A 21,442-nucleotide genomic window follows, 5' to 3' on the forward strand; every position below is an offset into this window, starting at 1 on the left:
CAATGTCATTAAGTTAAGGCGCAGGGTTAAAATCAAAAAAAGAGCAGGTTATCTGAAAAGATAGCCCGCTCTTTTTTTGCATGAAAAAGAAAAAAAGAACTTGACAAGCAGTTGAAAGTGTGTGGCGAAGCCCCTTGAAAAACGAGGAGGTTACGCCAATGAATGAGTACGCGAATTCGCTAAAAGAAACGCTGACATCTCTCATACGAGAAATGTCAGCGCTACCCGCACCATATGTCAAAAACCCCGAAAGAGATTTTACCCGAAAGAAAAAGCTGCCCTTTGAAACGGTTATGCAACTCCTGATCTCGATGGGCGGTAACAGCATCTATAAGGAACTCTTGGAGTCGCAGGGCTATGATGTAAACACCGCAACCACTTCTGCTTTTGTTCAGCAGAGGAATAAAATCCTGCCGTCTGCTGTGGAATTCCTGTTTCACGAATTTACTCAATCGCATACGGATATCAAAGACTACCACGGGTATCGATTACTTGCGATTGACGGTTCGGATTTACATATCGCAACGGACCCTGCCAACACGGACACCTATTTTCAAAGTCAACCGAACACGAAAGGCTACAACCTTTTGCATTTGAACGCAGCCTATGACCTCTGCAACAGACTTTACGTGGATGCCATTGTTCAGCCGCGAAGATTGAGTAGCGAGGGAAGAGCACTTGCAGCTATGGTTGATCGTTCCCCCATCAAAGGTAAAATCATTGTTATTTCCGATCGAGGCTATGAAAGTTACAACAATTTCGCGCATATTGAGCGCAAAGGATGGAACTACGTCATACGGGTAAAGGATTTGGATTCCAATGGTATTCTTTCGGGCTTGCGTTTGCCCTCTAGCGGTTCGTTTGATATTGAAGTTCATCTGACACTCACAAAAAAACAAACCAAAGAGGTCAAGGCTCATCCCGAGATTTACAAGTTCATCCCTTCCAAGTCAACATTTGATTTTTTGGATTTGCATGAAAACTTGTATTACCCGATTTCCTTTCGGGTTGTTCGTTTCGTCCTGCCAAGTGGCGCCTATGAAACTGTCATCACGAATCTTTCTGCCGCAGATTTCCCACCCGATGAACTGGAGTCCATTTATAACATGCGATGGGGCATTGAAACCTCTTTCAGAGCGTTGAAATACACCGTCGGATTGACGAGTTTTCACGCAAAGAAACAAGAGTCCATCATCCAAGAGATTTTCGCAAGAATGATCATGTACAATTTCGCTGAAATGATGACCTCACACGTCGTCATTTCCCAAATGGATAAACGGCACCACTACCAAGTCAACTTCACGGTTGCCGTTCACGTTTGTAGATATTTCCTGCGTTCAAAAGATGATGAACCCCCGCCCGATGTTGAAGCGTTGATTCACAAAAACATTTTGCCGATTCGACCCATCCGCCCAGGACAGCAGAATACGCGCAAAATCCGCTATAAATCAGCTGTTAGCTTCGTCTACAGAGTAGCATAAATCGTTTAACAAGACCATTTTTTTAGCGGATATTCCATCCGTTTGTTTGCTGTGCGCTTTTTTCCTTGTTTGCATAAAAAACAAACGGCACAGGGATTTTTCCCATGCCGTTTTCGGATTCATCTTTATTCCGTATTTTGTCTTTGAACTTATCTTAATGACATTGCCCTTGCGGGTGCTTTTTGCTTTGGCTATCGTCGAGCTGATTAGGTTGCTTGGGTTGGGAAGCGACCTATGATGAAATTACCATCATTACAAAAAAATAGCCCCATAAGTTACATCCGATGGTCCTTAGATTAACCTATCCAAGTAACATTACATGACATGTAAATTTTGGTTGCTAATATAGTAAAACACTTTTACAATACAATAAACTAGTGACGAAGGTGGTTAAGGTTGTGACAGTTCAAGTAGAGAATGAAGTTGCGGCAAGAGAGTATATTCAAGCGGTATACGAAACTGTAGTTAAGCGCAATCCCCATGAGAATGAGTTCCATCAAGCGGTAAAAGAAATATTGGAGTCGTTGACTCCTGTTATCGCTAAGCATCCGAAGTATATGAAGCACAGCATTCTTGAGCGACTTGTGGAGCCAGAGCGTCTTATCACTTTCCGCGTGCCATGGGTGGATGATCATGGAGTTACGCATGTGAATCGCGGTTTCCGCGTTCAATTTAATGGTGCTATTGGACCGTACAAGGGTGGATTGCGCTTTCATCCCTCTGTTAATGCCAGCATTATTAAGTTTCTGGGTTTTGAGCAAACATTCAAAAACTCCCTTACAGGACAGCCTATTGGCGGCGGCAAAGGGGGCTCCGATTTCGATCCTAAAGGGAAGTCGGACAACGAAGTCATGCGCTTTACACAAAGCTTCATGACGGAGCTTTATAAATATATTGGACAAGACACGGACGTGCCGGCCGGAGATATTGGTGTTGGTGCCCGTGAAATTGGCTACATGTTTGGTCAATATAAGAGAATTCGCGGCGCTTACGAGGCTGGTGTATTGACAGGCAAAGGGATCATTTATGGCGGAAGCTTGGCTCGTACTGAAGCTACGGGTTATGGCTGTGTTTATTTTGTGAATGAAATGCTGCAAGCTAAGGGTCTTAGTCTTGAAGGCAGTACTGTCGTTGTTTCCGGTTCCGGGAACGTGGCGATTTATTCCATACAGAAGGCGACGCAGTTGGGAGCTAAGGTTGTTGCTTGCAGTGATTCCAATGGCTACATCTATGACAAGGATGGAATCAATTTAGACACGGTACGACGGTTGAAAGAGGTCGAAAGAAAACGGATCAGCGAGTACGTCAATGAGCATCCGAACGCGACCTATCACGAAGGCTGTAACGGCATCTGGACCATTCCTTGCGACATTGCGCTTCCAAGTGCAACACAGAATGAGATTGACGAGGAAATGGCGAGAATTCTTGTGAGAAATGGTGTGAAAGCTGTCGGAGAAGGCGCGAACATGCCGTCAACGCTTGAAGCGATTGAAGTGTTCTTACAAGCGGGTGTGCTTTTTGGACCGGCCAAAGCGGCGAATGCAGGCGGGGTTGCCGTATCAGCCCTAGAAATGTCGCAGAACAGCATGAGATATTCCTGGCACTTCCATGAGGTGGATGACAAGCTTCATACGATTATGAAAAATATTTACCGCAGCTCCGTTCAGGCGGCAGAGGAATACGGACATCCAGGCAATCTCGTAGTAGGCGCCAATATTGCTGGCTTTATCAAAGTGGCAGACGCTATGATTGCGCAAGGTGTCATTTAAAGGAAGTTGCAATTATCTTTCTACAAATGTGGTTTTACGCTGTCATAGCGTGCCTCCATTAACGATATCCATAAAAGAGCTCAACCATTCATTGCGGATGGTGGGCTCTTTGTGTTTTTTGCAGCAGCTCATCTCCAAAAAAATAAAGAAGCACCCTCTGGGGTGCTTGATGAGCTTGCGTTAAACTTTATGTTTTAAGGCGCGAGTGCGCCTAAGAGTGATGCACAAAGGTGTCAGATTGCAATGTTTTTAATGTTATTGTGGGTTCGCGATGATCTTACCATTTAGCCACTCGAATTCGTATTCGAATTGTGCCGTTGAATCATAAAGCTCAGGTGAGTACGGACGAACAATATGACTCTCTGTTGCACTCACGCCCAAAGCGGATAGGGATAATAAGCAGGTAAATGCAACAATAATTTTTGCTGTCATATTCCGATGCCTCCATCACGATAAGATAACTTTATTGTAAGGTGGATATGTGAGTGGAGTGTTATCACTAAGTAAATAATTTGTTTACGGTGGTGAAAAGGATTTGCTTGTTTCAGGGATAAGGCGAAGAAGAGATGCCAGGCCTCATTATTGAGGGTGGTGTCTTTTATATAGTCTCCTTTCCTTGGAATCTGACATCGTTCTCCGAGATATTTTTGTGAAATCTTTATTTCAATCGATTTCCTTTTAAATAATGCCGTTTAACGGTCTTTTTATGTTATTAAACATAACGTAAATTAAAAATATATTTTTACATGTAATTTATTCTAACATATGAAAGCGTTCTCTAAATAAAAATTCATTGACAATCTGAATACGCCCTCTATATAATGAAAATAAACCAGAAACAAATCACAATAAGAGTTGTGATGTATATTTTCACTAAAAATAAACCAGAAATAATCTAGAGAGGTTGTTGAGTTATGAAGGCTGTCCAAAGTCGCAATGGGACTTCTCAAATAGTGGAGCTTCCAATCCCTGAGCTAAAGCCGCATCACGTGAAAGTGAAAGTTGATTTTTCGGCGGTAAGTGTGGGTACTGAGCTTATGATGATCCGCAATCAAAGCAATGCCGGGCTCGGCTATAGCGCTACTGGAATTGTAGAGGAAATAGGGGAGGGCGTGACGCATGTCGTTCCTGGTCAACGTGTAGCGTGCTACGGCGTTCCTTGCCATCGGGAGTATGTATTGGCGCCCAAACATCTGGTCGCTTTGGTTCCTGGAGGTGTGAACCCGGTAGAAGCGGCGTTCGTCGGCATTGGAGCGATTGCGATTCATGCTCTCCGGCAGGCTAATTTGCAGTTTGGTGAGACGGTTATCGTGGTTGGCCTTGGTATTCTAGGTCAAGTCATCGCGCGCATTGCCAATGCGGCTGGCTACCGAGTGGTTGGCCTTGAGCTGATGGAGGAGAGATGTCTTTTACTAGAACAAGAAGGCGTGACGGTGTATAGAAGCGAGGAAAAGATGCAGCAGGCTTTAGCCTTGGATAAAACGATACAAGGTGCAGATGCCGTCCTATTGTGCGCTAGCAGGAGGGAGCACAGCATGATTGACAGCGCTCTCAATTGGCTGCGGGACCGGGGACGCATTGTGATTGTTGGAGATACAGGCACTGATTTCGATCGAGATCTGCTGTTTAGCAAAGAGGCGACCATTCATATTTCCCGCGCGGGAGGGCCGGGTCGGTACGAGGATAGCTATGAGCAGCAGGGTGTAGATTATCCGATTGGCTACGTTCGTTGGACAGAAGGCCGCAATATGCAGGAGTTCTTACGACTGATTGCTGAGAAGCGGATTGCTATCGAGTCTCTCATTATGAACGAATGCAAGCTGGAGTTCCTTCCTGATCTGTATAAGAGCTATATGAATTCACCGGAGCAGATGATGGGGGTCGTCGTTACCTATAATTAATCAGGTGCCTGTCGGTATGGCTTATAAATTACATGGGAGGTGTCCTGCGTGGATAAGAATGGAGGCACATTAGCCAGAGGGAAGATAGCACCGAAGCTGCCTAGCCAAAGGATATGGAAAACCTTGGTCCGATATCGCTTGTTGTACCTAATGCTAATTCCAGGCGTTGCTTATTATATTGTGTATCATTATTTTCCGATGATTGGGCTGTTAATTGCCTTTAAGCAATATAACCTGATGTCCGGCATCTGGGGCAGCAAGTGGGTTGGCTTTGATAATTTCCGCACGATTTTTGCGTCACCTGATTTTCCCTTATTAATGAAGAACACGCTGCTGCTCAGTTTATACCGGATAGTGTTCAACATGCTGCCTGATGTTCTATTGGCGTTGATACTTAATGAAATCAGGTCACAGTGGTTTAAAAGGATTGTGCAGACGATCACCTACGGCCCGTACTTCTTATCGTGGATTATCGTATATGGGCTTGTGTTTTCATTCTTTGCCCCTGGTGCTGGACTGTTTACGACGCTGTTCCGCGACTGGGGTTGGGGGAATATGGATGTCCTCACCAATTCGGATTATTTCCGGACAATGCTCATTACGACAGATTTATGGAAAAGCACGGGGTTTGGGGCCATTATTTATTTGGCTGCACTGGGTAGTATCAATCATGAGCTCTACGAGGCCGCTGTGGTCGACGGTGCTGGACGTTGGCGTCTTCTCTGGCACATTACGCTGCCCGGTATTCGCCAGGTATTCATCCTGCTTTTGATTTTAAGGATCGGGCACATTATGGATGCGGGTTTCGAACAGGTGTACATCTTTTTAAACGCGCGCGTGTACGATGTTGGGGATATTCTGGATACATGGATTTTCCGGCGAGGCATCGAGCAGATGGAATTCAGTGTACCGGCAGCTATGGGTGTGTTCAAGTCTGTCATTGGGCTGGTGCTCGTCCTTGGGGCTAATAAATTGGCTAAAAAAGTAGATGGCTCCGGCATCTGGTAGGAGGGGATCACGACGATGTTATATGCATTGAAGAAAACAAAATCCGATCGAATAGTCGATGGTATCCTTTATGGAGGTTTGATTCTGTTCTCGCTTGCGACATTATTTCCGATCTATTTTGTCATCATTATGTCGATTACGCCTTATACGGAGGTGCTTCGCAACGGGGGCTTTGTTATCTTCCCGAATGTGTTTACGTTGGAGGCGTTCAAGACGATTTTTGGCAGTAATGTCGTGCCTAAGGCGCTCCAAGTAACGGTGTTTATTACGATTGTGGGCACGGCCTGCAATCTGGCGATCACTACTTTGCTAGCTTATCCACTATCCAAAAAGTTTCTTCCCGGAAGGAACATTGTGCTCATGGGCATTGTGTTCACGATGCTGTTCTCGGGCGGGATTATCCCTACGTATCTGGTTGTTAAGGGTACGGGGCTTATGAATTCTTTGTGGGCGCTCATTATTCCAGGGCTAGTGTCCTCCTTTAATATGTTGATTATGAAAACCTTCTTCGAAGGGCTTCCGAATGAAATTGAAGAAGCAGCGAAGGTGGATGGGTGCAATGATTTCGGGACGCTTCTGCGCATAGTGCTTCCACTCTCGATGCCGATTATTGCGACACTGGGGTTGTTTTATGGGGTCAATCATTGGAATGCCTATTTCGGCGGGATTATGTATTTAACGGACCGCGAGCTCTATCCCATGCAAGTAGTGCTGCGCAATATGATTGTATCGCCGACGGTCAGTCAGGAGCTTGCGGTTCCGCAGTCCTCGCTGAATGCCTTGCCGCCAGAAACGATTAAGATGGCAACGGTTGTTGTAGCGATCGTACCGGTTATGATTATTTACCCCTTCCTGCAAAAATATTTCGTAAAAGGCATGCTGCTCGGTGCTGTGAAAGGCTAAATGCTGATCGAAGCATTCTCATATAAGGTTCAGATAGCTAGTCGAAGAGCTACCACGTCATAGGGGGGATGAGCGGTCGAAGGCCAATTTCGATCGACAGGGGTCAACGGTTTGCGTTGTTGTGGAGTTAAACTGCCAGTCTCGATTTGCGAAATGAGAACGAATAGGGAGGTTACGATTTTGAAAACATTTTCCAAGATCACGTCCGTTTTAATTACCTCATCTCTGGTTTTAACCGCTTGTGGAGGCGCCAACGAAGGTGTGTCTTCATCCCCCAAGGGTAGCCCGGGTGCAAGCGCTTCGGCTGCCGCTGGCACCAAGGAAAAGCTCGAACTGAAATGGAATGTCATTGCTGATGCAAGCAGTCAACTGCCATCGCCTGATAAGGATTTTGTGAAAAAAGCGATCGAACAAAAGTTTAATGTCAGTCTCAAGCTGACTTATGCGCCGATGGGGCAGGATTATAAAAATAGACTAAATACCCTGATTGCATCCGGCGATATCCCTGACCTCTTCTTCTCGGAGGGGATTGATTCCAATACGTACATTAAAGACGGTGTCGCTCGCGATTTAACCGGACTTGTTACGCCAGCCAAGATGCCGAACTATTTCAAATACTGGATGAAAGAAGATATTCTGAAAGGCTATCAGGTGCAAAACGTGTTCAAACGGGCTCCAGTGCCGTACGAAACCGATTTGTACCGCACGTTCTATATTCGAACAGATTGGCTGACTAAGCTAGGTCTGAAAATGCCTACCAATTATGATGAATTGATTACTGTCATGAAGGCATTTACGTTCGATGATCCGGATGGGAACGGGAAAAACGATACGTATGGGTTTACCGCTGTGGGGAATGGAACCAACATGTCGATGGATTTTCCGGAGTTTTTGAAAAACGGCTTGGTTGGTGACACCTATGTGGAAGGCGATAAATTAATTGATGTACGGACGGATATTCGCCTGCAGCCGGTTCTAAATGATATCAAAAACCTCCTTAGCCTGAAGGTCGTTGACCCAGACTGGCTGTTGAATAAAAACGGACAGCAGTATGACAAGGCATCGCAGGGGAAAGTAGGAATCGTGCTGGGTATGGGCAAAACGCTTGCCTTCGATAATAACCCTGCGGGTATTCAAATGAAAACAAAGCAGGTTACAGGCAATCCAAACGCGAACTGGGAGCCCTTCCATCCGTGGGGAAAGACCGGTTCATGGGTTGAAACGATTCCGGGCAATCCGTTCCTCATCAGCTCCAAAGCATCGGATGCCAAAGCACAACGTTCCATTGAAATTCTCGATTGGCTCTCAGGGGAAGAAGGCTTCCTGCTGACACGCTACGGTCAAGAAGGTGTGGACTATAAGCGCGATGGCAAGAAGATTGAGGTTAATGCGGACGCCTATAAAAAAGATGTTACCGACAATGGCAACTTTATCGATATTTATGGATGGTTTACACCAAGAAAGCCGGAAGTTTTCGGACTGGACATTATGGATAAAGATGTGACAGAGCGGGATAAGAAAATTGTCGAGAAAATTCGCTCCTATAAGATCCTTCCTTCGGTTGGAACAAGTCTTGCTATCAAAGAGGGTATGGACCTAGCGGGCATGCGCAAACGTATGAATGAACTGCTTATTCAAGTCTTGTACAAAGATAAGGATGCATCGAACTGGCCGCAATATCGCCAAGAAATTATGACCAAATACGGCGGTAAAGCGATATTTGATTATTATGCGGAGCAGGTTGCTGCGGCCCAAGGGAAAGCCATTACTTTTAAAACGGATAACTAATCAAGCGGATTGGAGATTTGGCGATGCGTTTAAAGGGAAAAAAGGCGTTGGTCACAGGTGGGGCAAGAGGCATCGGACAGGGAATTGCGGAGAAATTCGTGGAGGAAGGTGCCCATGTCATTCTGCTTGACTACCGGGAAGAGCATTTGCTTCAATCCGCCGTTATGCTTCGCAAATTTGCCGAGGAACGCGGAATTACAGCCCAAATTGCAACGGTAGTTTGTGATTTGGGTATACCCGAACAGGTGGAGCGGGCCGCCGAGGAGGCTTGGTCGTTCTGGGGCGGGCTTGATATTCTGGTCAATAATGCGGGAATTGCTGCGCGGGAATCGTTCGTGGATATTCCGCTTTCCCGCTGGCAGCAGGTGATTCAAGTGAATCTTAATGCGATGTTCCAGCTCAGCCAATGGGTTGCCAAGAGGATGATTGCAGATAAGATTCAAGGTTCGATTGTGAATATGGCTTCCAAAAATGGATTGGCGGGCAGTGCTGTACTCGCCCACTATAACGCCTCCAAGGGGGGTGTTGTGCTGCTGACACAATCAATGGCTGTTGATCTTGCGGAGTACGGGATTCGCGTTAATGCGGTAGCGCCGGGCTTTATTGATACACCATTGGACAGAGAACTTAAGGAAAAATCGGAACAGACGCTTAACCTGACTGCGAGGACGCCGATGCGCCGCCTTGGGACTGTCAGTGAGGTAGCTAACGCCTTTCTTTTTCTGGCCTCGGATGAAGCTTCCTATATAACCGGAACTACGCTGGTTGTAGATGGCGGTCATCTGGCCAACGCGTGTGATTTGTGAACAGGTATGCTTTTTTCCACCAATAACTAGTGAAAAGGGAGCCGTTGCAAATGTCTCGAGACGAGTCTGCTGATAACAAGAATCCAATGTCGAAGGAAACGGAAAAGGAACGAGTGAGCCGAAGAAGCTTGCTCAAAACGTTAAGTGTGGGCGGAGCGGTGCTGGCTGGCAATGTGCTCGCCGCCAAGCTTGCTTTTGCAGATAATCAAAAAGGCAATCAGGATGAGCAGCAGGGAATAGGGAACGGCAGAGATAAGGATGAGAAAGGAAAGGGGGGAGATCCGCTGCTGCAGGTAAGCAATGTGAGACAACTCCTCGAGCTGCCTCCGGGACACTTCAAGGACGGAACAATCGTCTATGTGGGCGGCTATAATCGACTTGGTGATGGCGGAGCCAAGCTGGTTCGCTGGATAGACGGAAGCACTAAGGCGGATAACGGCGGTACGGTTCATAAGCCAGTTGGCAATAAGAAGGGCTGTTGGGAAGTTATCCAACAAGGCGTAGCTGATTTTCGTTGGTTTGGTCTCTTTGATGGATCGAAGAACGCGGATGATGCGCTGGATGCCTTGGTCAATGATCTATCGATCCACCGAATTGAGGCTCATACCGATTTGAATTTTACTCGGCGTCATACGTACCATCGAAGCGATATTGAGCTGGACTTCCACGGTCATACTGTAACAACGGAAGGAATTGTGTTGAACACGAAGGATAATCCCTTCGGAGCTGTGATGTTCTTTCAAGGTACAGCGACGGGTGACATACAGACGGTTACTCTCTCCAAGACTATTGCCGAGTTAAGCGACATTCTGGAGGTGCCGAACTCCTCGGCCTTTCAGGTAGAGGATTGGTGGAACGCGCAGGTAAATAACAACCCAGCCGGCAAGGCGCAGCGCGAGTTGGATTACTTGCTGATGGTCACGGAAATCATTGACAGCACTCATATTCGTGTTAATTATAAGCTGGGTTGGGCGCTTGCGGCTGGCCGAGTCATTACGTATAAGAAGATGAAGCCGGTCTTTCACTGCCATGTGCGAAATATGAAGTTTGTGGGTGTCCCTGTGCCGCCAACCAACTCAACAACGGTAAGGCCTTTCGACACATGGGATCAGATTGGCTCTAATCCGGTTGCTTATGAGTTCGCAGTCCGATGCGATGCGTCTGGGATTGTGGCAACCAAAGTGTTCTGGCCAGTAGTCCAGCGGCGATATTGTACGCATTACGTAACTGAGCGCTGCGAGCTCTACAATCCGGAGGAAAGGGACTGGGGAGGTACAGGCTACTTGACCCAACAGCTTAACGTACTCTACGGGCATGTCAGGGATTGTAATACCAGCAATGCACGGCACCTTAATGACTTCACTTGCGCTGGCTACTGCATGGTCGAGAATTGTCATGGTGACGGGGATGATTACGGTCCCTTCGTGACCCATGGACAGTTTGAGCATGACCTTGTGTATATCGGAAACTCCGGCTTGCTCTCGTTTGCCAACAGTGGAACCACATGGGGGGACAGCGCGAAGCGAATCACGGTTAAGAAGCATATTGCGACACGGATCGTGGCGCACAAGAAGCTGACCGACCTTACACTGGAGGACGTTCACGCCATCAAGAAGGAAGGCTTGGACAACTCAGGCACGATATGGGCTAACGCGGATGGCTTGCAGATGAGAGGTTGTACGACAGAGATGATGCTGACACTTTCCCAAAGCTCAAATCGTTCCGCCCGAAAAAATATCGCGGATGGCTGCACCTTCGGGATGACGCCGGATTATGAAATCGCTCGCCCGGTCCGAAGCACGGCTGTGGGGAATCTGCCCGTTTCTTCCGATTTTGTGATGCAGAATTGTGAATTTATCAATGTGGATAATAACAATATCGGCAGCATTAACCGGCTTGTACTGATTAATACTTGGTTTACTGGGGTTTCGCCAACATCCAGGCCAGTACGAGTAGGCAGTGTTGATGTAACTGTACAAGGCGGCGGCTTCCGCAACTCGGGACTGCTGTTGACAGGAACTTTCGATTCGGTTGCGACAGGAACGGAGGATCAGTCGATTGCGGTCGGCGGTGGAGCCCAGCTTAGCGGAACGAACGCGGAGAAGGCGTTTTTGAAAAGCAATAATACGAAGGGTGTCGTTACGTGGAGCTTCGGGGACTGTAAAAGCACAGCCGCAGATTCGAGTACCGCACACTTTAGTATTCCGGCGGGCACTGGTAATTTGAAGGCCATTGGCGCAAGGTTTACGAATGGCAAGTATGAGGCAGCCGCGACAGCATTCGGAAGTGGCCGTTATTTCTTCCTAACCTCGTGCATCGAACAAGGTGTTAATCGTGCTGCACTGCCTCCCGAGAACGATACGATTAAACATAGCGCAGGAAACATTACGCTTTCCTAATTCTACAGACGTATATTGGATTGGATGAAATGGAGACTATTGCTATACTTATCCTATCCAAATAACGAATTGATTAGAGCGGACTATGTAGATTGTCGAGTAAATGGCTCGAAGAATGAGGGAGCAGAATGGAAAAACAAACAAATCGGGATACAGCCCGTAAACGATTAAGCGAGCTTATCAGCATGCTTCGAGAAGATATTTTAACAGGCAAACGACCTGTTGGCGACTATTTGCCTTCCGAGAAAACGTTCGCTGAGCAGTATAACCTTAGCAATCAGCTCGTGCGCAAAGGGCTTGATGTCCTGGTATCGGAAAGGCTGATCGAGAAAATTCCGCGTGTGGGAACGAAGGTCGTCGGATCACCGGACGGTTCATTCGTTACCGTGAAGTTCGGATACCATACTTCCGTGACGGGAGAGGCGGATATTCTTCGGCTGCTGGCGCTTTTTCAAAAGGAACATCCGCATATCCGGGTTCAGGCTGTGCCTCTATATGGAAGCGACTACGGCTATATTCATAACTATTTAACGGGCGGCATCCTCGATGTCGTCATGATGAACTATACGAATTTCAGAGAATTTCTAGAGATTGATAATGGCGATTTATTGGAACCGATGGAGCCTAATTCGGAGATCAGCACCTTTTTATCCGATGGCTTTACAGACAACGGGCGTTTGCTGGTACAGCCCTTTATTTTTTCACCTATTATTCTATGTTATAACCGTGATCACTTTCTGGAAGCGAACATTCCTGAGCCGGACAGCAGCTGGCAGTGGAGCGATCTGAGGAAAAATGCGGCCAAGCTCGCTATTCCTAACGAAAGACTCGGGTTTCATTGTGACTTTTACTCTCCTAACCGCTGGCCGCTTCTGCCGCTCCAAACACAAGCCAAATTCGAACGGCAGCAGGACGGACGAATTCGCCTTGCAGGGACCAAAATGATGGAGGCACTGCGAATTTGCCGTGATATGAAGCATGATTTCCCCATGTTGTCCGAAGGCATTACAACGGGTGAATCGGAGCGTCTGCTGGCGCAGGGCAAGGTATCCATTATTATGACGAGTTACTTTTACTTGAACTATTTAATTAATGAGAATGTCTCGTTCGACATAGCACCGGTACCGCATCTGGGAACTCCGTTGACATTGCTGCTTAATATCGGTCTGGCTGTTAACCGCCATTCGCAAGTGAAGGAAGCTGCCGTCAAACTAGTTGATTTCCTGACATCGCATAAGGCTCAGCTGTTCATCCGGCAGATGACCTACAGTCTTCCCGCGCTGAAATCAGCTTCGGCATGGAAAGGTCAGGAGGAGCTGTATCGTCCTTCCCGATTCTCGCTATTCCGTGAAACGATTCCGAGCTTCCACTATTTCTCTGACTTAGGCATTAGCCCTAAGGAGCTTACGACTATTAATCAAGAAGCCAAGTTGTATTGGGCAGGACTGGAGACCGAAGAGGAACTGATCTCGCGGATTGAAGGATCGCTGCAATTGCGATAATACGGAGGGAGGAAGGATTCATTTGGTCTTTGACTGTCATACGCATCTGTTTGGGCCTGGACAATTTGGCGGAGCAACGCTGGCTTCAGCCAAACGCGCTTGGGGAAACGATCAGGAAATGTTGGTTACGCCAGAGATTCATTGGGAGCTCTATAAGGATTTGGATGGGGCCATTGTGCTTGCTTTTGACGCACCGGCTACTGGACTAAATGTACCCAATGAATACGTGGCTGACTATGTGGCGCAGCATCCTGGCAAGCTGTTTGGCTTCGCCAGTGTTGACCCCAATCGGACAAACGCCCCATCCATTTTGGAATCAGCCGTCAAAGAAATGAAGCTAACCGGACTGAAACTGGGACCGATTTATCAAAACTTTTATCCGGGGGCTCCAGAGTTTCTGCCGCTGTATGCTAAAGCAAATGAACTGAAAATTCCGATTTTGTGGCATCAGGGAACTTCTTTCGTGCCGGAAGGCTATTTGGATGCCTCCAGACCGGCAGCTCTTGATCCAATAGCCAGAGCATTTCCAGACCTGAAGATGGTGATTGCCCATATGGGTCATCCTTGGATAGATGAATGCATTGCCGTCGTCCGCAAAAATACGAATATGTATATGGATCTGTCTGCGCTGGGCTCACGTCCATGGCAATTTTATAATGCGATCGTATCTGCGATGGAATATGGGGTGACTCACAAAATATTGTTTGGCTCCGATTATCCTTTTTTTACTGCCGAACGCATGATGATCTCCCTGCGCAACATTAATCAACATACCGAGGGAACCTCGCTTCCGAGAATTCCCGAGTCCATCATTGAAGATATCATACACCGCAACACCCCAGAGCTGCTGGGACTTGTCTAGTTCGAGTCCTGAAATTACTAATCAACTTACAAGCCTAGAGGAGGCTAAAGCTAGATGAATGATAAACAACTGTTCGATACGATGTGCGAATCCCTTTATGCCGCAGTTATTTCTGATACGCTCGATGAACTGGGCTATCGTCATCAAGTTATGCGGGAAAATATCAATCCCATTGATCCCAATTGGGTCATAGCTGGCCGTGCGAAGACGGTGCTGGCTGTTGATGTTCATTACATTCCAGAAAATCCTTATGGCAAAGAGATCGAAGCGGTTGACAGCGTGAACGAGGATGAAATCGTCATTGGCTGCACGAATGAATCGACCCAGAATGGGCTATGGGGGGAGCTTCTGTCTACCGCCTGCAAAGTGAGAGGAGCTCGGGGCGCTGTTGTAGACGGATTGATTCGTGATACGAAAAAAATACTGGAACTGGACTTTCCTGTTTTCGCTACTGGTACGAAGCCTGTTGACTCGCAAGGACGCGGTATGGTCATCGAATATGACGTGCCTGTACGTTGTGGCGGCGTGATGGTGAATCCTGGAGATGTCGTATTCGGAGATCGGGACGGAATTGTCGTTATCCCGAATCAGCTGGTTGATGAAGTGATCAAGCTTGCTTTGGATAAAGCGACAAGGGAGAACAACACGCGCAAAGAACTGCTGGAAGGTAGAACGCTGCGTCAAGTTTACGATAAGTACGGCGTGTTGTAAGTCATCTGCCGAAGGAGAGAGACGCCATGAGTGATGAGCAGCAGAAAAGCGGAAAACCGAACGAAAACAGCTTGAGAAGCAAAACTTTTTTTCAGGAAAAGGACTTATGGGGATTTATTCATCGCTCCTTTACGAAATCCATGGGCTATACGGAAGAAGATCTGACGAAGCCCTTGATTGGTATATGCAATACCTATAGCGAATTAAACAAATGTCATTCGCATTTCAACGAGCTTGCGGACTATGTGAAACGCGGGGTATGGCAGGCAGGCGGCGTGCCGATGGAGTTTCCCACGATTTCTATCGGTGAGCCTTATATTAAGCCGACCAGCATGCTGCTGCGCAACCTGATGGCGATGGATACCGAGGAAATGATGAAAGCTCATCCGATTGATGGTGTTGTGCTTATGGGAGGCTGCGACAAAACAGTGCCCGCGCAATTAATGGCTGCGGCCAGTGCCAATATACCAGCCATCGTCATTACAGGCGGGCCGATGCTGAATGGACGGTTGGGCGGGCGGAGTCTTGGGGCTTGTACCGATTGCTATGGATTTACATTGGAGCACAAGGCTGGCAACCTCACGGATGAGGAGCTGGCAACCGCAGAGAATGCCATTTGCCGCAGCGATGGGCACTGCATGGTGATGGGAACGGCGAGCACGATGGCTTCTATCGCGGAAGCTATTGGCATGGCCCTTCCGGGTAATGCCGCGATTCCCGCGCCGGACAGCCGCCGCAAGCATATGGCTGAACGGACAGGGAAGCAGATCGTGGAGCTTGTGCGGCAGAACATTCGTCCGCGCGATATCATGACCATGGAAGCTATCGAGAATGCGATTCGGGTTACTATGGCGAGCGGCGGCTCTACCAATGCGATTATTCATTTGGTTGCGATTGCCGGAAGGCTGGGTTTGAAGCTTCCTCTCGAGACATTTGATACGATTAGCGCGACAACGCCTTTTATTTTGAATTTGCGCCCTTCAGGGGAATATCAAATGGAAGAATACTTCGAAGCTGGCGGGGTTCCCGCCTTAATGAAAGAACTGGAAGCTCATCTACACCTGGATTGTTTAACGGTTACGGGTCGAACAATAGGAGACAACTTGGGAGCGGCGAGCGCCCGTACGTTGAATCGAGATGTGATTCGCACCGTGGAAGAGCCTCTTGATCCGCAGGGAGGGATCGCTGTGCTGCGCGGCAATCTTGCGCCTGATGGAGCGCTTATTAAACAAACGGCTGTCTCCGCGCATCTCAAAAAGCATACAGGACGTGCTGTTGTTTTTGAGAACCCCGCCGATCTGGCTGCGCGCATTGACGATCCCGATCTGGATGTAGATGCGGACAGTGTGCTCGTATTGAAAAATGCAGGGCCTAAGGGCGCGCCGGCCATGCCGGAAATCGGGCAAATTCCCATCCCAACCAAGCTGCTAAAGCAGGGGGTTAGGGACATGGTTCGCATATCTGATGCCAGAATCAGCGGCACTTCTTATGGGGCGCTAATTGTTCATGTTGCGCCTGAAGCGGCGATAGGCGGCCCTCTTGCGCTGGTGCAGGACGGGGATGAGATTGAGCTGGATATTGCCGATCGCAGGTTAAATCTGAATGTATCGGAAGCGGAGCTTGCCGAACGTCGCAAAGCTTGGAAGGCGCCAGCCCCATTCTATGACCGGGGGTATGGTCTTTTGTTTCAGGAGCGGGTGCTGCAGGCCAACCAAGGCTGTGATTTTGACTTCCTGCTCCCGCCTCACATGCGTTAGGGGCAGCATCAAAGAAAATAGTTGTCAAAGACCGGCGGCTCATAAAATAGAAGCTTTTGGGTATTCTAACTAGCAAAAGGAGTTGCTAACATGAATATTCTGGAAGTACTGAGCGATGCAATGAAGCCGTTTCTGGATGGTGAGAAGCCTCCTCTCAACGTTGGAGAAGTCATGAACCTGTGGTTTTATTTAACCGCAACGGAACAAACCATGTGCGGTGAGCAGGTCTCTTATAATATTGTTCAGGATCCTGAACTCAAAGAGAAGCTGCAAGAAGTGATTAACGACGTTCATCGTCCGATATTTAACGAATTAAGGGAGTTTTTGCAAGCTGAAGGCGTCCCGTTAACAGAGCCAACGTCGGACAAACCAATCGGAGATTTTCGAAATATTCCGGAGGGCGCCAGATTGTCCGATGAGGAAATCGCAAGTCTCCTTAGTTTCAATCTTGTACTTGGCATGAATTATGCTTGCCGGGGGATGACGGAAGCCGTACGGCCGGATGTAGCTGCCATGTTTGTTAAGTTTCAGATGAAGAAGTTAACTTTCGCCATCACGTTAAAAGATCTATTGGTGAGGAGAGGGTGGCTCAAAGCACCCCCGTATTATCAATCGTGATCACCTGTCAATTAATCCAGAAATGCGTTAAACATAAGTTCAAATATAAGCTCAGAAAGCAGTTGTCACAGAGATTTCTCCTCTGGGATGGCTGCTTTTCTATTTCTGTTCATAGGCGGCCAAAGAAGCCCTTGATAAGCTCCGCAACGTGCCAGCTTTGTTCCTCCAGCACAAAATGTCCACCACACAGCAGGCAAGTTTGGATATGGATTAAATCCTTGCTAAAGGCATGGGCCCCTTCCAATGTAAAAATAAAATCGTTCTTCCCCCAGACTACCAGTGTAGGAGGCTGATAGGTCCGCAAGTAATGCTGCCAAGCAGGATATTCTTCTACGTTTTTCCTATAATCGTAGCCTAGCTCCAACTGGATTTGGCTATTCCCAGGACGATCCAGGAAAAATTGGTCCATGGAATATCCATCAGGGCTTATGAGATAAGGTTGACATGCTCCCAGAACGTATTGGCTTTTGGTGAAATCAAACGTTGCAAGCTTGGCAAACGCCGCTTCAGTTGTCGGGTTGCGGTCTGCCCATAGCGCTTTAAAGAGATCAAAGGGCTTTCCGAGTCCTTTCTCATCGGCGACGGCATTCTGAATAATGAAGCCAAGAATACGCTGCGGATTGCGCATAGCTAATCTGAATCCGATAGGTCCGCCATAATCATGGACATATAATAAATAATGAGAAATATGGAGTCTAGCAATTAATTGTTCAATTACAATGGATAAATTCTCGAAGGTGTAATGGTATTCTTCCGTTGAAGGCATACTGCTGTTTCCAAAGCCGGGATAGTCAGGAGCGATGATATGAAAACGGTCAGCCAAAAGAGGGATCAAATCCCTGAACATATGGGAGGAACTGGGGAACCCGTGCAGAAGAATAAGGGTCGGATTGTCAAGACTCCCAGCTTCGCGAAAAAATATACAGAGCCCATCAATATTCATTTTTTTATACAGCACCACCATGTTCAACTCCTTTAGAAGCGCATGTATCCCGCCATAACAAAAATATGTGAGGAGGCTGATTTTAAGTACTTTCCTATCTTGAAGCTCATTCCATGCACCTAGAGATAAACTCCGACTTAAGACCGATAAAAAGTCTTACTAGGGTCTGATTGAACGGACTCTTAGAATTAGGTACAATAAATTCATGGACGCGCAGCAATCGGTTAACAAACCCTAATGAAGTTCTCTTGAACGGGCAAGAATATAAGAAGGCTAAGGAAGTTCCGGGCTTTACATACTACGCATATAAGGGGAAGTTCATATGAATGCCCAGACGTTAATTGGATATGGGATCAGTGCTGTTATTATTATCTTGGTCATCTGGCTGAGAACTCGCGGCAAGGAGCGGCCTATTCGCAATAAAGGCTTCGGGATGCTCATCCCGGTTGTTCTGCTGCTTGTCATATTCGGGTTGTCTATCAGTTCGCTGTCACACATACCAGACCATCCCTTTCACCTTCCAGCCATCTGGGAAATGTTATGCGCAGGCGTGTTGGGTATCGGACTAGGCAGCATCATGCTTTACCATACTGGTTATGAGAAGCGCGAGGATGGGCTTGTGTATGCGCGGCGAAACAAAAATTTTAAATATGTGCTGATCGCGATTATCGCCCTTCGAATTATTTTATCGCAATATTTCAAAAGCCTGGATTATACCGAATTCACTGTACTTACGATGGTAATGGCATACGTATATATTTGCGTCTGGCGAATTGGCAGTTTCATTAAATACCGCCAAGTGAGTGCGCATTGAGACTAAGATCTACAAGATGGCTTGAATGGCTGTCAAGGCACCCAATTTGGTGTCTTTTTTCTTTCTAGGGCATTTGGGATTGAATGGAGGCTAACGTTTCGCTGATCGTAGTTTCGAGTTTAAAGATTTTCTGGTTTTCCTCATTGATTTGACGCGCCAGAGTGACCATGGAGGCCAGAGAGCTTTGAACGCCGTTCGTGTCAGTTTTTTTGGCAGCTTGCTTGAAGGCGCTCCATAAGGGGGACAGACTGCTTTGGGTGGTTCGAATCGCGCCTTGTTTGGCTTTGATTTGGGAATTCATAGGGTCAAGCTCCGTGAGACGGCTGCGGATTTTCTTCGAGGCTTGCGAGACTTTGTCTTTGGCGGCTTGGTGAGCCTTCACCTTGGCAGCAATATCTGCGCGAGCAAGCTGAACGGGGATTTTCAGTGCGGCGACCTGGATATTCAGGAAGGTGTTCAAGCTTTTGCTTTTTAAGGCTCGGGCAGCTTCAATCTGCTTATTAAGTGAGGTACATCGGGATAATAAGGGCTCGTACCGCTCTCTTGTTTGCTTAATATCTGCCTCCAGTTTGCTAATTTTGGCCGCATCAATCTCTTTGAGCTTTTTGCTTATCGTAGAAGCCGTATCCTTATTACGATCGTGAAGGGAGTCAATTGTACTTTCCCAATCCTGATCTTGCTTCTGCAAACTTAGGAATTCGCTGTACAGAGATCGGATAGTTCGGGCTTGGCTTTGAGAGGCACTGGCGATGGTCTTATCCAGCGAGGTTTGGATCGCGGCTGTTATTTCCATGGAAGCGGCAGCGGCGGTTCCTGCTGGCAGGGCTGAGGCGAGGGCAAATGCGGTGAGCCAAACGGTCATATTTTTCATAAACGTCCTCCTTCGAATCTGAAAATGGTTGGGAATACAACAAAAAAAGCACCGGCAAGAAAGGCTGATAGCCTTATCTCACGGGTGCTTCCACGTAAGTATTCGCTTGAAATAGAATAGCTGTACTATACCAAGTTGCCGCACAAAATGTCAATACGAACACCAAATTTGCTCCAAGTGAACCCCGTGCTTTAAACTAGAGAAGACTGGTAAAATAACCACGACCAAAGGATGGAACAATCATGATGAATCAGCTTTCCATAAATGACTTGAAAAATTTCAAGAATGAAATCACCCGTTTCATGATGACGTACAAATTTGCTCTGGATGCTATGGAGACACGCGTAGAAATCTTAGTGCAGGAATTCGAAATGCTGCATGAATATAACCCTATTGAACATACCAAATCTCGCCTGAAATCGCCCGAAAGCATCTTTCATAAGCTGAACAGAAAAGGTGGCGATATCTCGTTTACGGGAATTCGAGACAGTATTAAGGACATAGCCGGCATGCGAATCACATGTTCGTTCATTTCGGATATTTATGTGATCAGCAATATGCTCAAAAATCAAAGTGACCTTAAGATACTAGGGGAAAAAGATTATATTAAGCATCCGAAGCCAAACGGTTATCAAAGTCTTCATTTGCTGATCGAAGTTCCGGTACATATGTCCGATCGCCAAGAAAGTGTCTGTATCGAAGTTCAGATTCGAACGATTGCTATGGACTTCTGGGCCAGCTTGGAGCACAAAATTTATTATAAGTTCAACCAAGGTAATCAAGCTGTGCCGGGAAGGCTGTTGGACGAATTAAAGCAAGCGGCCGCCGCCGCGTATGCCCTTGATTTGCAAATGGAACGGCTGCATGCGGAGATTGAAGTCATTAAAGAAGAACAATCGGATACCTCTGTCGATGCTCTCAACCGCATTATTATTAATAATCAACAGTTCGCGCTGCCGCAAGCTCTGCTCGAGCTCCTAACCGATGACGATTCCAAATAAAGACACCATCCACAAAGAGTTGATTTTTGTGGTATACTAGTAGGATCGGACTAGAAGGGTGTTGCGAGCACATGCAGGTATTTGAAGATTGGAACCAGAAAGTAAAGACGACGTTCAATGCGACGAGTAATGAAGTTGTTTTAACCGTAATGGAAGCAGGGGAATACTTAGGACTTACCAAGGATCAAATGAAGCTTTATGTGGACAAAAACAAGTTGACCAAGGTGCCCATCATGAGAAGCGTGCACCGCTATCTGCTGCTGAAAAGCGAGATCGACGAGATTATTAGAAAATCATAAACAAGGTCA

At 47.1% G+C, this 21,442-nt stretch carries 19 protein-coding genes; 16 read left to right on the forward strand and 3 right to left on the reverse strand.

The window, feature by feature from the left end; translation table 11 throughout:
• Positions 1-158: 158 nt before the first annotated feature.
• Positions 159-1,481, forward strand: a complete 1,323-nt coding sequence (locus BC351_RS34265) for an IS4 family transposase (protein ID WP_079412048.1) — start codon at positions 159-161, stop codon at positions 1,479-1,481.
• 398 nt (positions 1,482-1,879) lie between these two features.
• Positions 1,880-3,250, forward strand: a complete 1,371-nt coding sequence (gdhA, locus tag BC351_RS34270; protein WP_208629890.1) for an NADP-specific glutamate dehydrogenase — start codon at positions 1,880-1,882, stop codon at positions 3,248-3,250.
• Positions 3,251-3,505: 255 nt separating this feature from the next.
• Here the strand turns inward: gdhA and BC351_RS42535 are convergent, their stop codons facing one another.
• Complete coding sequence (locus BC351_RS42535) at positions 3,506-3,682, reverse strand: hypothetical protein (RefSeq protein WP_158082326.1); 177 nt, start codon at positions 3,680-3,682, stop codon at positions 3,506-3,508.
• 482 nt (positions 3,683-4,164) lie between these two features.
• Here BC351_RS42535 and BC351_RS34275 point away from each other — a divergent pair, with 482 nt between their 5' ends.
• From BC351_RS34275 to BC351_RS34325, 11 genes are all read left to right on the forward strand, one after another.
• The gene (locus BC351_RS34275) at positions 4,165-5,151 is read left to right on the forward strand and encodes a zinc-dependent alcohol dehydrogenase (protein ID WP_079419564.1); all 987 of its coding nucleotides are present in this window, start codon (positions 4,165-4,167) and stop codon (positions 5,149-5,151) included.
• A 48-nt stretch (positions 5,152-5,199) separates the two neighbouring features.
• Positions 5,200-6,159 (forward strand): ABC transporter permease, encoded by a 960-nt coding sequence (locus BC351_RS34280; protein WP_079419566.1) that lies wholly within the window; start codon positions 5,200-5,202, stop codon positions 6,157-6,159.
• A 15-nt stretch (positions 6,160-6,174) separates the two neighbouring features.
• The gene (locus BC351_RS34285) at positions 6,175-7,062 is read left to right on the forward strand and encodes a carbohydrate ABC transporter permease (protein WP_079419568.1); all 888 of its coding nucleotides are present in this window, start codon (positions 6,175-6,177) and stop codon (positions 7,060-7,062) included.
• Positions 7,063-7,242: 180 nt separating this feature from the next.
• The gene (locus BC351_RS34290) at positions 7,243-8,850 is read left to right on the forward strand and encodes an extracellular solute-binding protein (protein ID WP_158082327.1); all 1,608 of its coding nucleotides are present in this window, start codon (positions 7,243-7,245) and stop codon (positions 8,848-8,850) included.
• A gap of 23 nt (positions 8,851-8,873) precedes the next feature.
• The gene (locus tag BC351_RS34295) at positions 8,874-9,656 is read left to right on the forward strand and encodes an SDR family NAD(P)-dependent oxidoreductase (protein WP_079419572.1); all 783 of its coding nucleotides are present in this window, start codon (positions 8,874-8,876) and stop codon (positions 9,654-9,656) included.
• Between the two features lie 50 nt (positions 9,657-9,706).
• Positions 9,707-12,055: a hypothetical protein gene (locus tag BC351_RS34300; RefSeq protein WP_208629891.1), complete on the forward strand. Its 2,349-nt coding sequence runs from the start codon at positions 9,707-9,709 to the stop codon at positions 12,053-12,055.
• 128 nt (positions 12,056-12,183) lie between these two features.
• A complete protein-coding gene (locus BC351_RS34305; protein WP_079419574.1) occupies positions 12,184-13,557 on the forward strand; it encodes an extracellular solute-binding protein in 1,374 nt (457 codons plus the stop codon).
• Between the two features lie 22 nt (positions 13,558-13,579).
• Positions 13,580-14,419: an amidohydrolase family protein gene (locus tag BC351_RS34310; RefSeq protein ID WP_079419576.1), complete on the forward strand. Its 840-nt coding sequence runs from the start codon at positions 13,580-13,582 to the stop codon at positions 14,417-14,419.
• A 54-nt stretch (positions 14,420-14,473) separates the two neighbouring features.
• Positions 14,474-15,130, forward strand: coding sequence for an RraA family protein (locus tag BC351_RS34315; protein WP_079419578.1), 657 nt, complete (start codon positions 14,474-14,476; stop codon positions 15,128-15,130).
• Between the two features lie 26 nt (positions 15,131-15,156).
• Positions 15,157-16,887 carry an IlvD/Edd family dehydratase gene (locus tag BC351_RS34320; RefSeq protein WP_079419579.1) on the forward strand — a complete coding sequence of 577 codons (1,731 nt, stop codon included), beginning with the start codon at positions 15,157-15,159 and terminating at the stop codon, positions 16,885-16,887.
• 90 nt (positions 16,888-16,977) lie between these two features.
• The gene (locus BC351_RS34325) at positions 16,978-17,505 is read left to right on the forward strand and encodes a DUF3231 family protein (RefSeq protein WP_079419580.1); all 528 of its coding nucleotides are present in this window, start codon (positions 16,978-16,980) and stop codon (positions 17,503-17,505) included.
• 109 nt (positions 17,506-17,614) lie between these two features.
• Here the strand turns inward: BC351_RS34325 and BC351_RS34330 are convergent, their stop codons facing one another.
• Positions 17,615-18,469, reverse strand: coding sequence for an alpha/beta fold hydrolase (locus BC351_RS34330; RefSeq protein ID WP_079419581.1), 855 nt, complete (start codon positions 18,467-18,469; stop codon positions 17,615-17,617).
• Positions 18,470-18,770: 301 nt separating this feature from the next.
• Between BC351_RS34330 and BC351_RS34335 the strand changes: the two genes are divergently transcribed.
• Complete coding sequence (locus tag BC351_RS34335) at positions 18,771-19,262, forward strand: CcdC protein domain-containing protein (protein WP_079419583.1); 492 nt, start codon at positions 18,771-18,773, stop codon at positions 19,260-19,262.
• Between the two features lie 64 nt (positions 19,263-19,326).
• On the opposite strand, the gene BC351_RS34340 is transcribed toward BC351_RS34335, so the two are convergent.
• A complete protein-coding gene (locus BC351_RS34340; RefSeq protein ID WP_079419585.1) occupies positions 19,327-20,133 on the reverse strand; it encodes a hypothetical protein in 807 nt (268 codons plus the stop codon).
• A 245-nt stretch (positions 20,134-20,378) separates the two neighbouring features.
• Between BC351_RS34340 and BC351_RS34345 the strand changes: the two genes are divergently transcribed.
• Positions 20,379-21,134 (forward strand): GTP pyrophosphokinase, encoded by a 756-nt coding sequence (locus BC351_RS34345; protein ID WP_079419611.1) that lies wholly within the window; start codon positions 20,379-20,381, stop codon positions 21,132-21,134.
• 71 nt (positions 21,135-21,205) lie between these two features.
• Positions 21,206-21,433 carry a DNA-binding protein gene (locus BC351_RS34350; RefSeq protein WP_079419587.1) on the forward strand — a complete coding sequence of 76 codons (228 nt, stop codon included), beginning with the start codon at positions 21,206-21,208 and terminating at the stop codon, positions 21,431-21,433.
• The last annotated feature ends 9 nt before the right edge of the window (positions 21,434-21,442 follow it).

The organism is Paenibacillus ferrarius (assembly GCF_002027705.1).
GTDB lineage: Bacteria > Bacillota > Bacilli > Paenibacillales > NBRC-103111 > Paenibacillus_E > Paenibacillus_E ferrarius.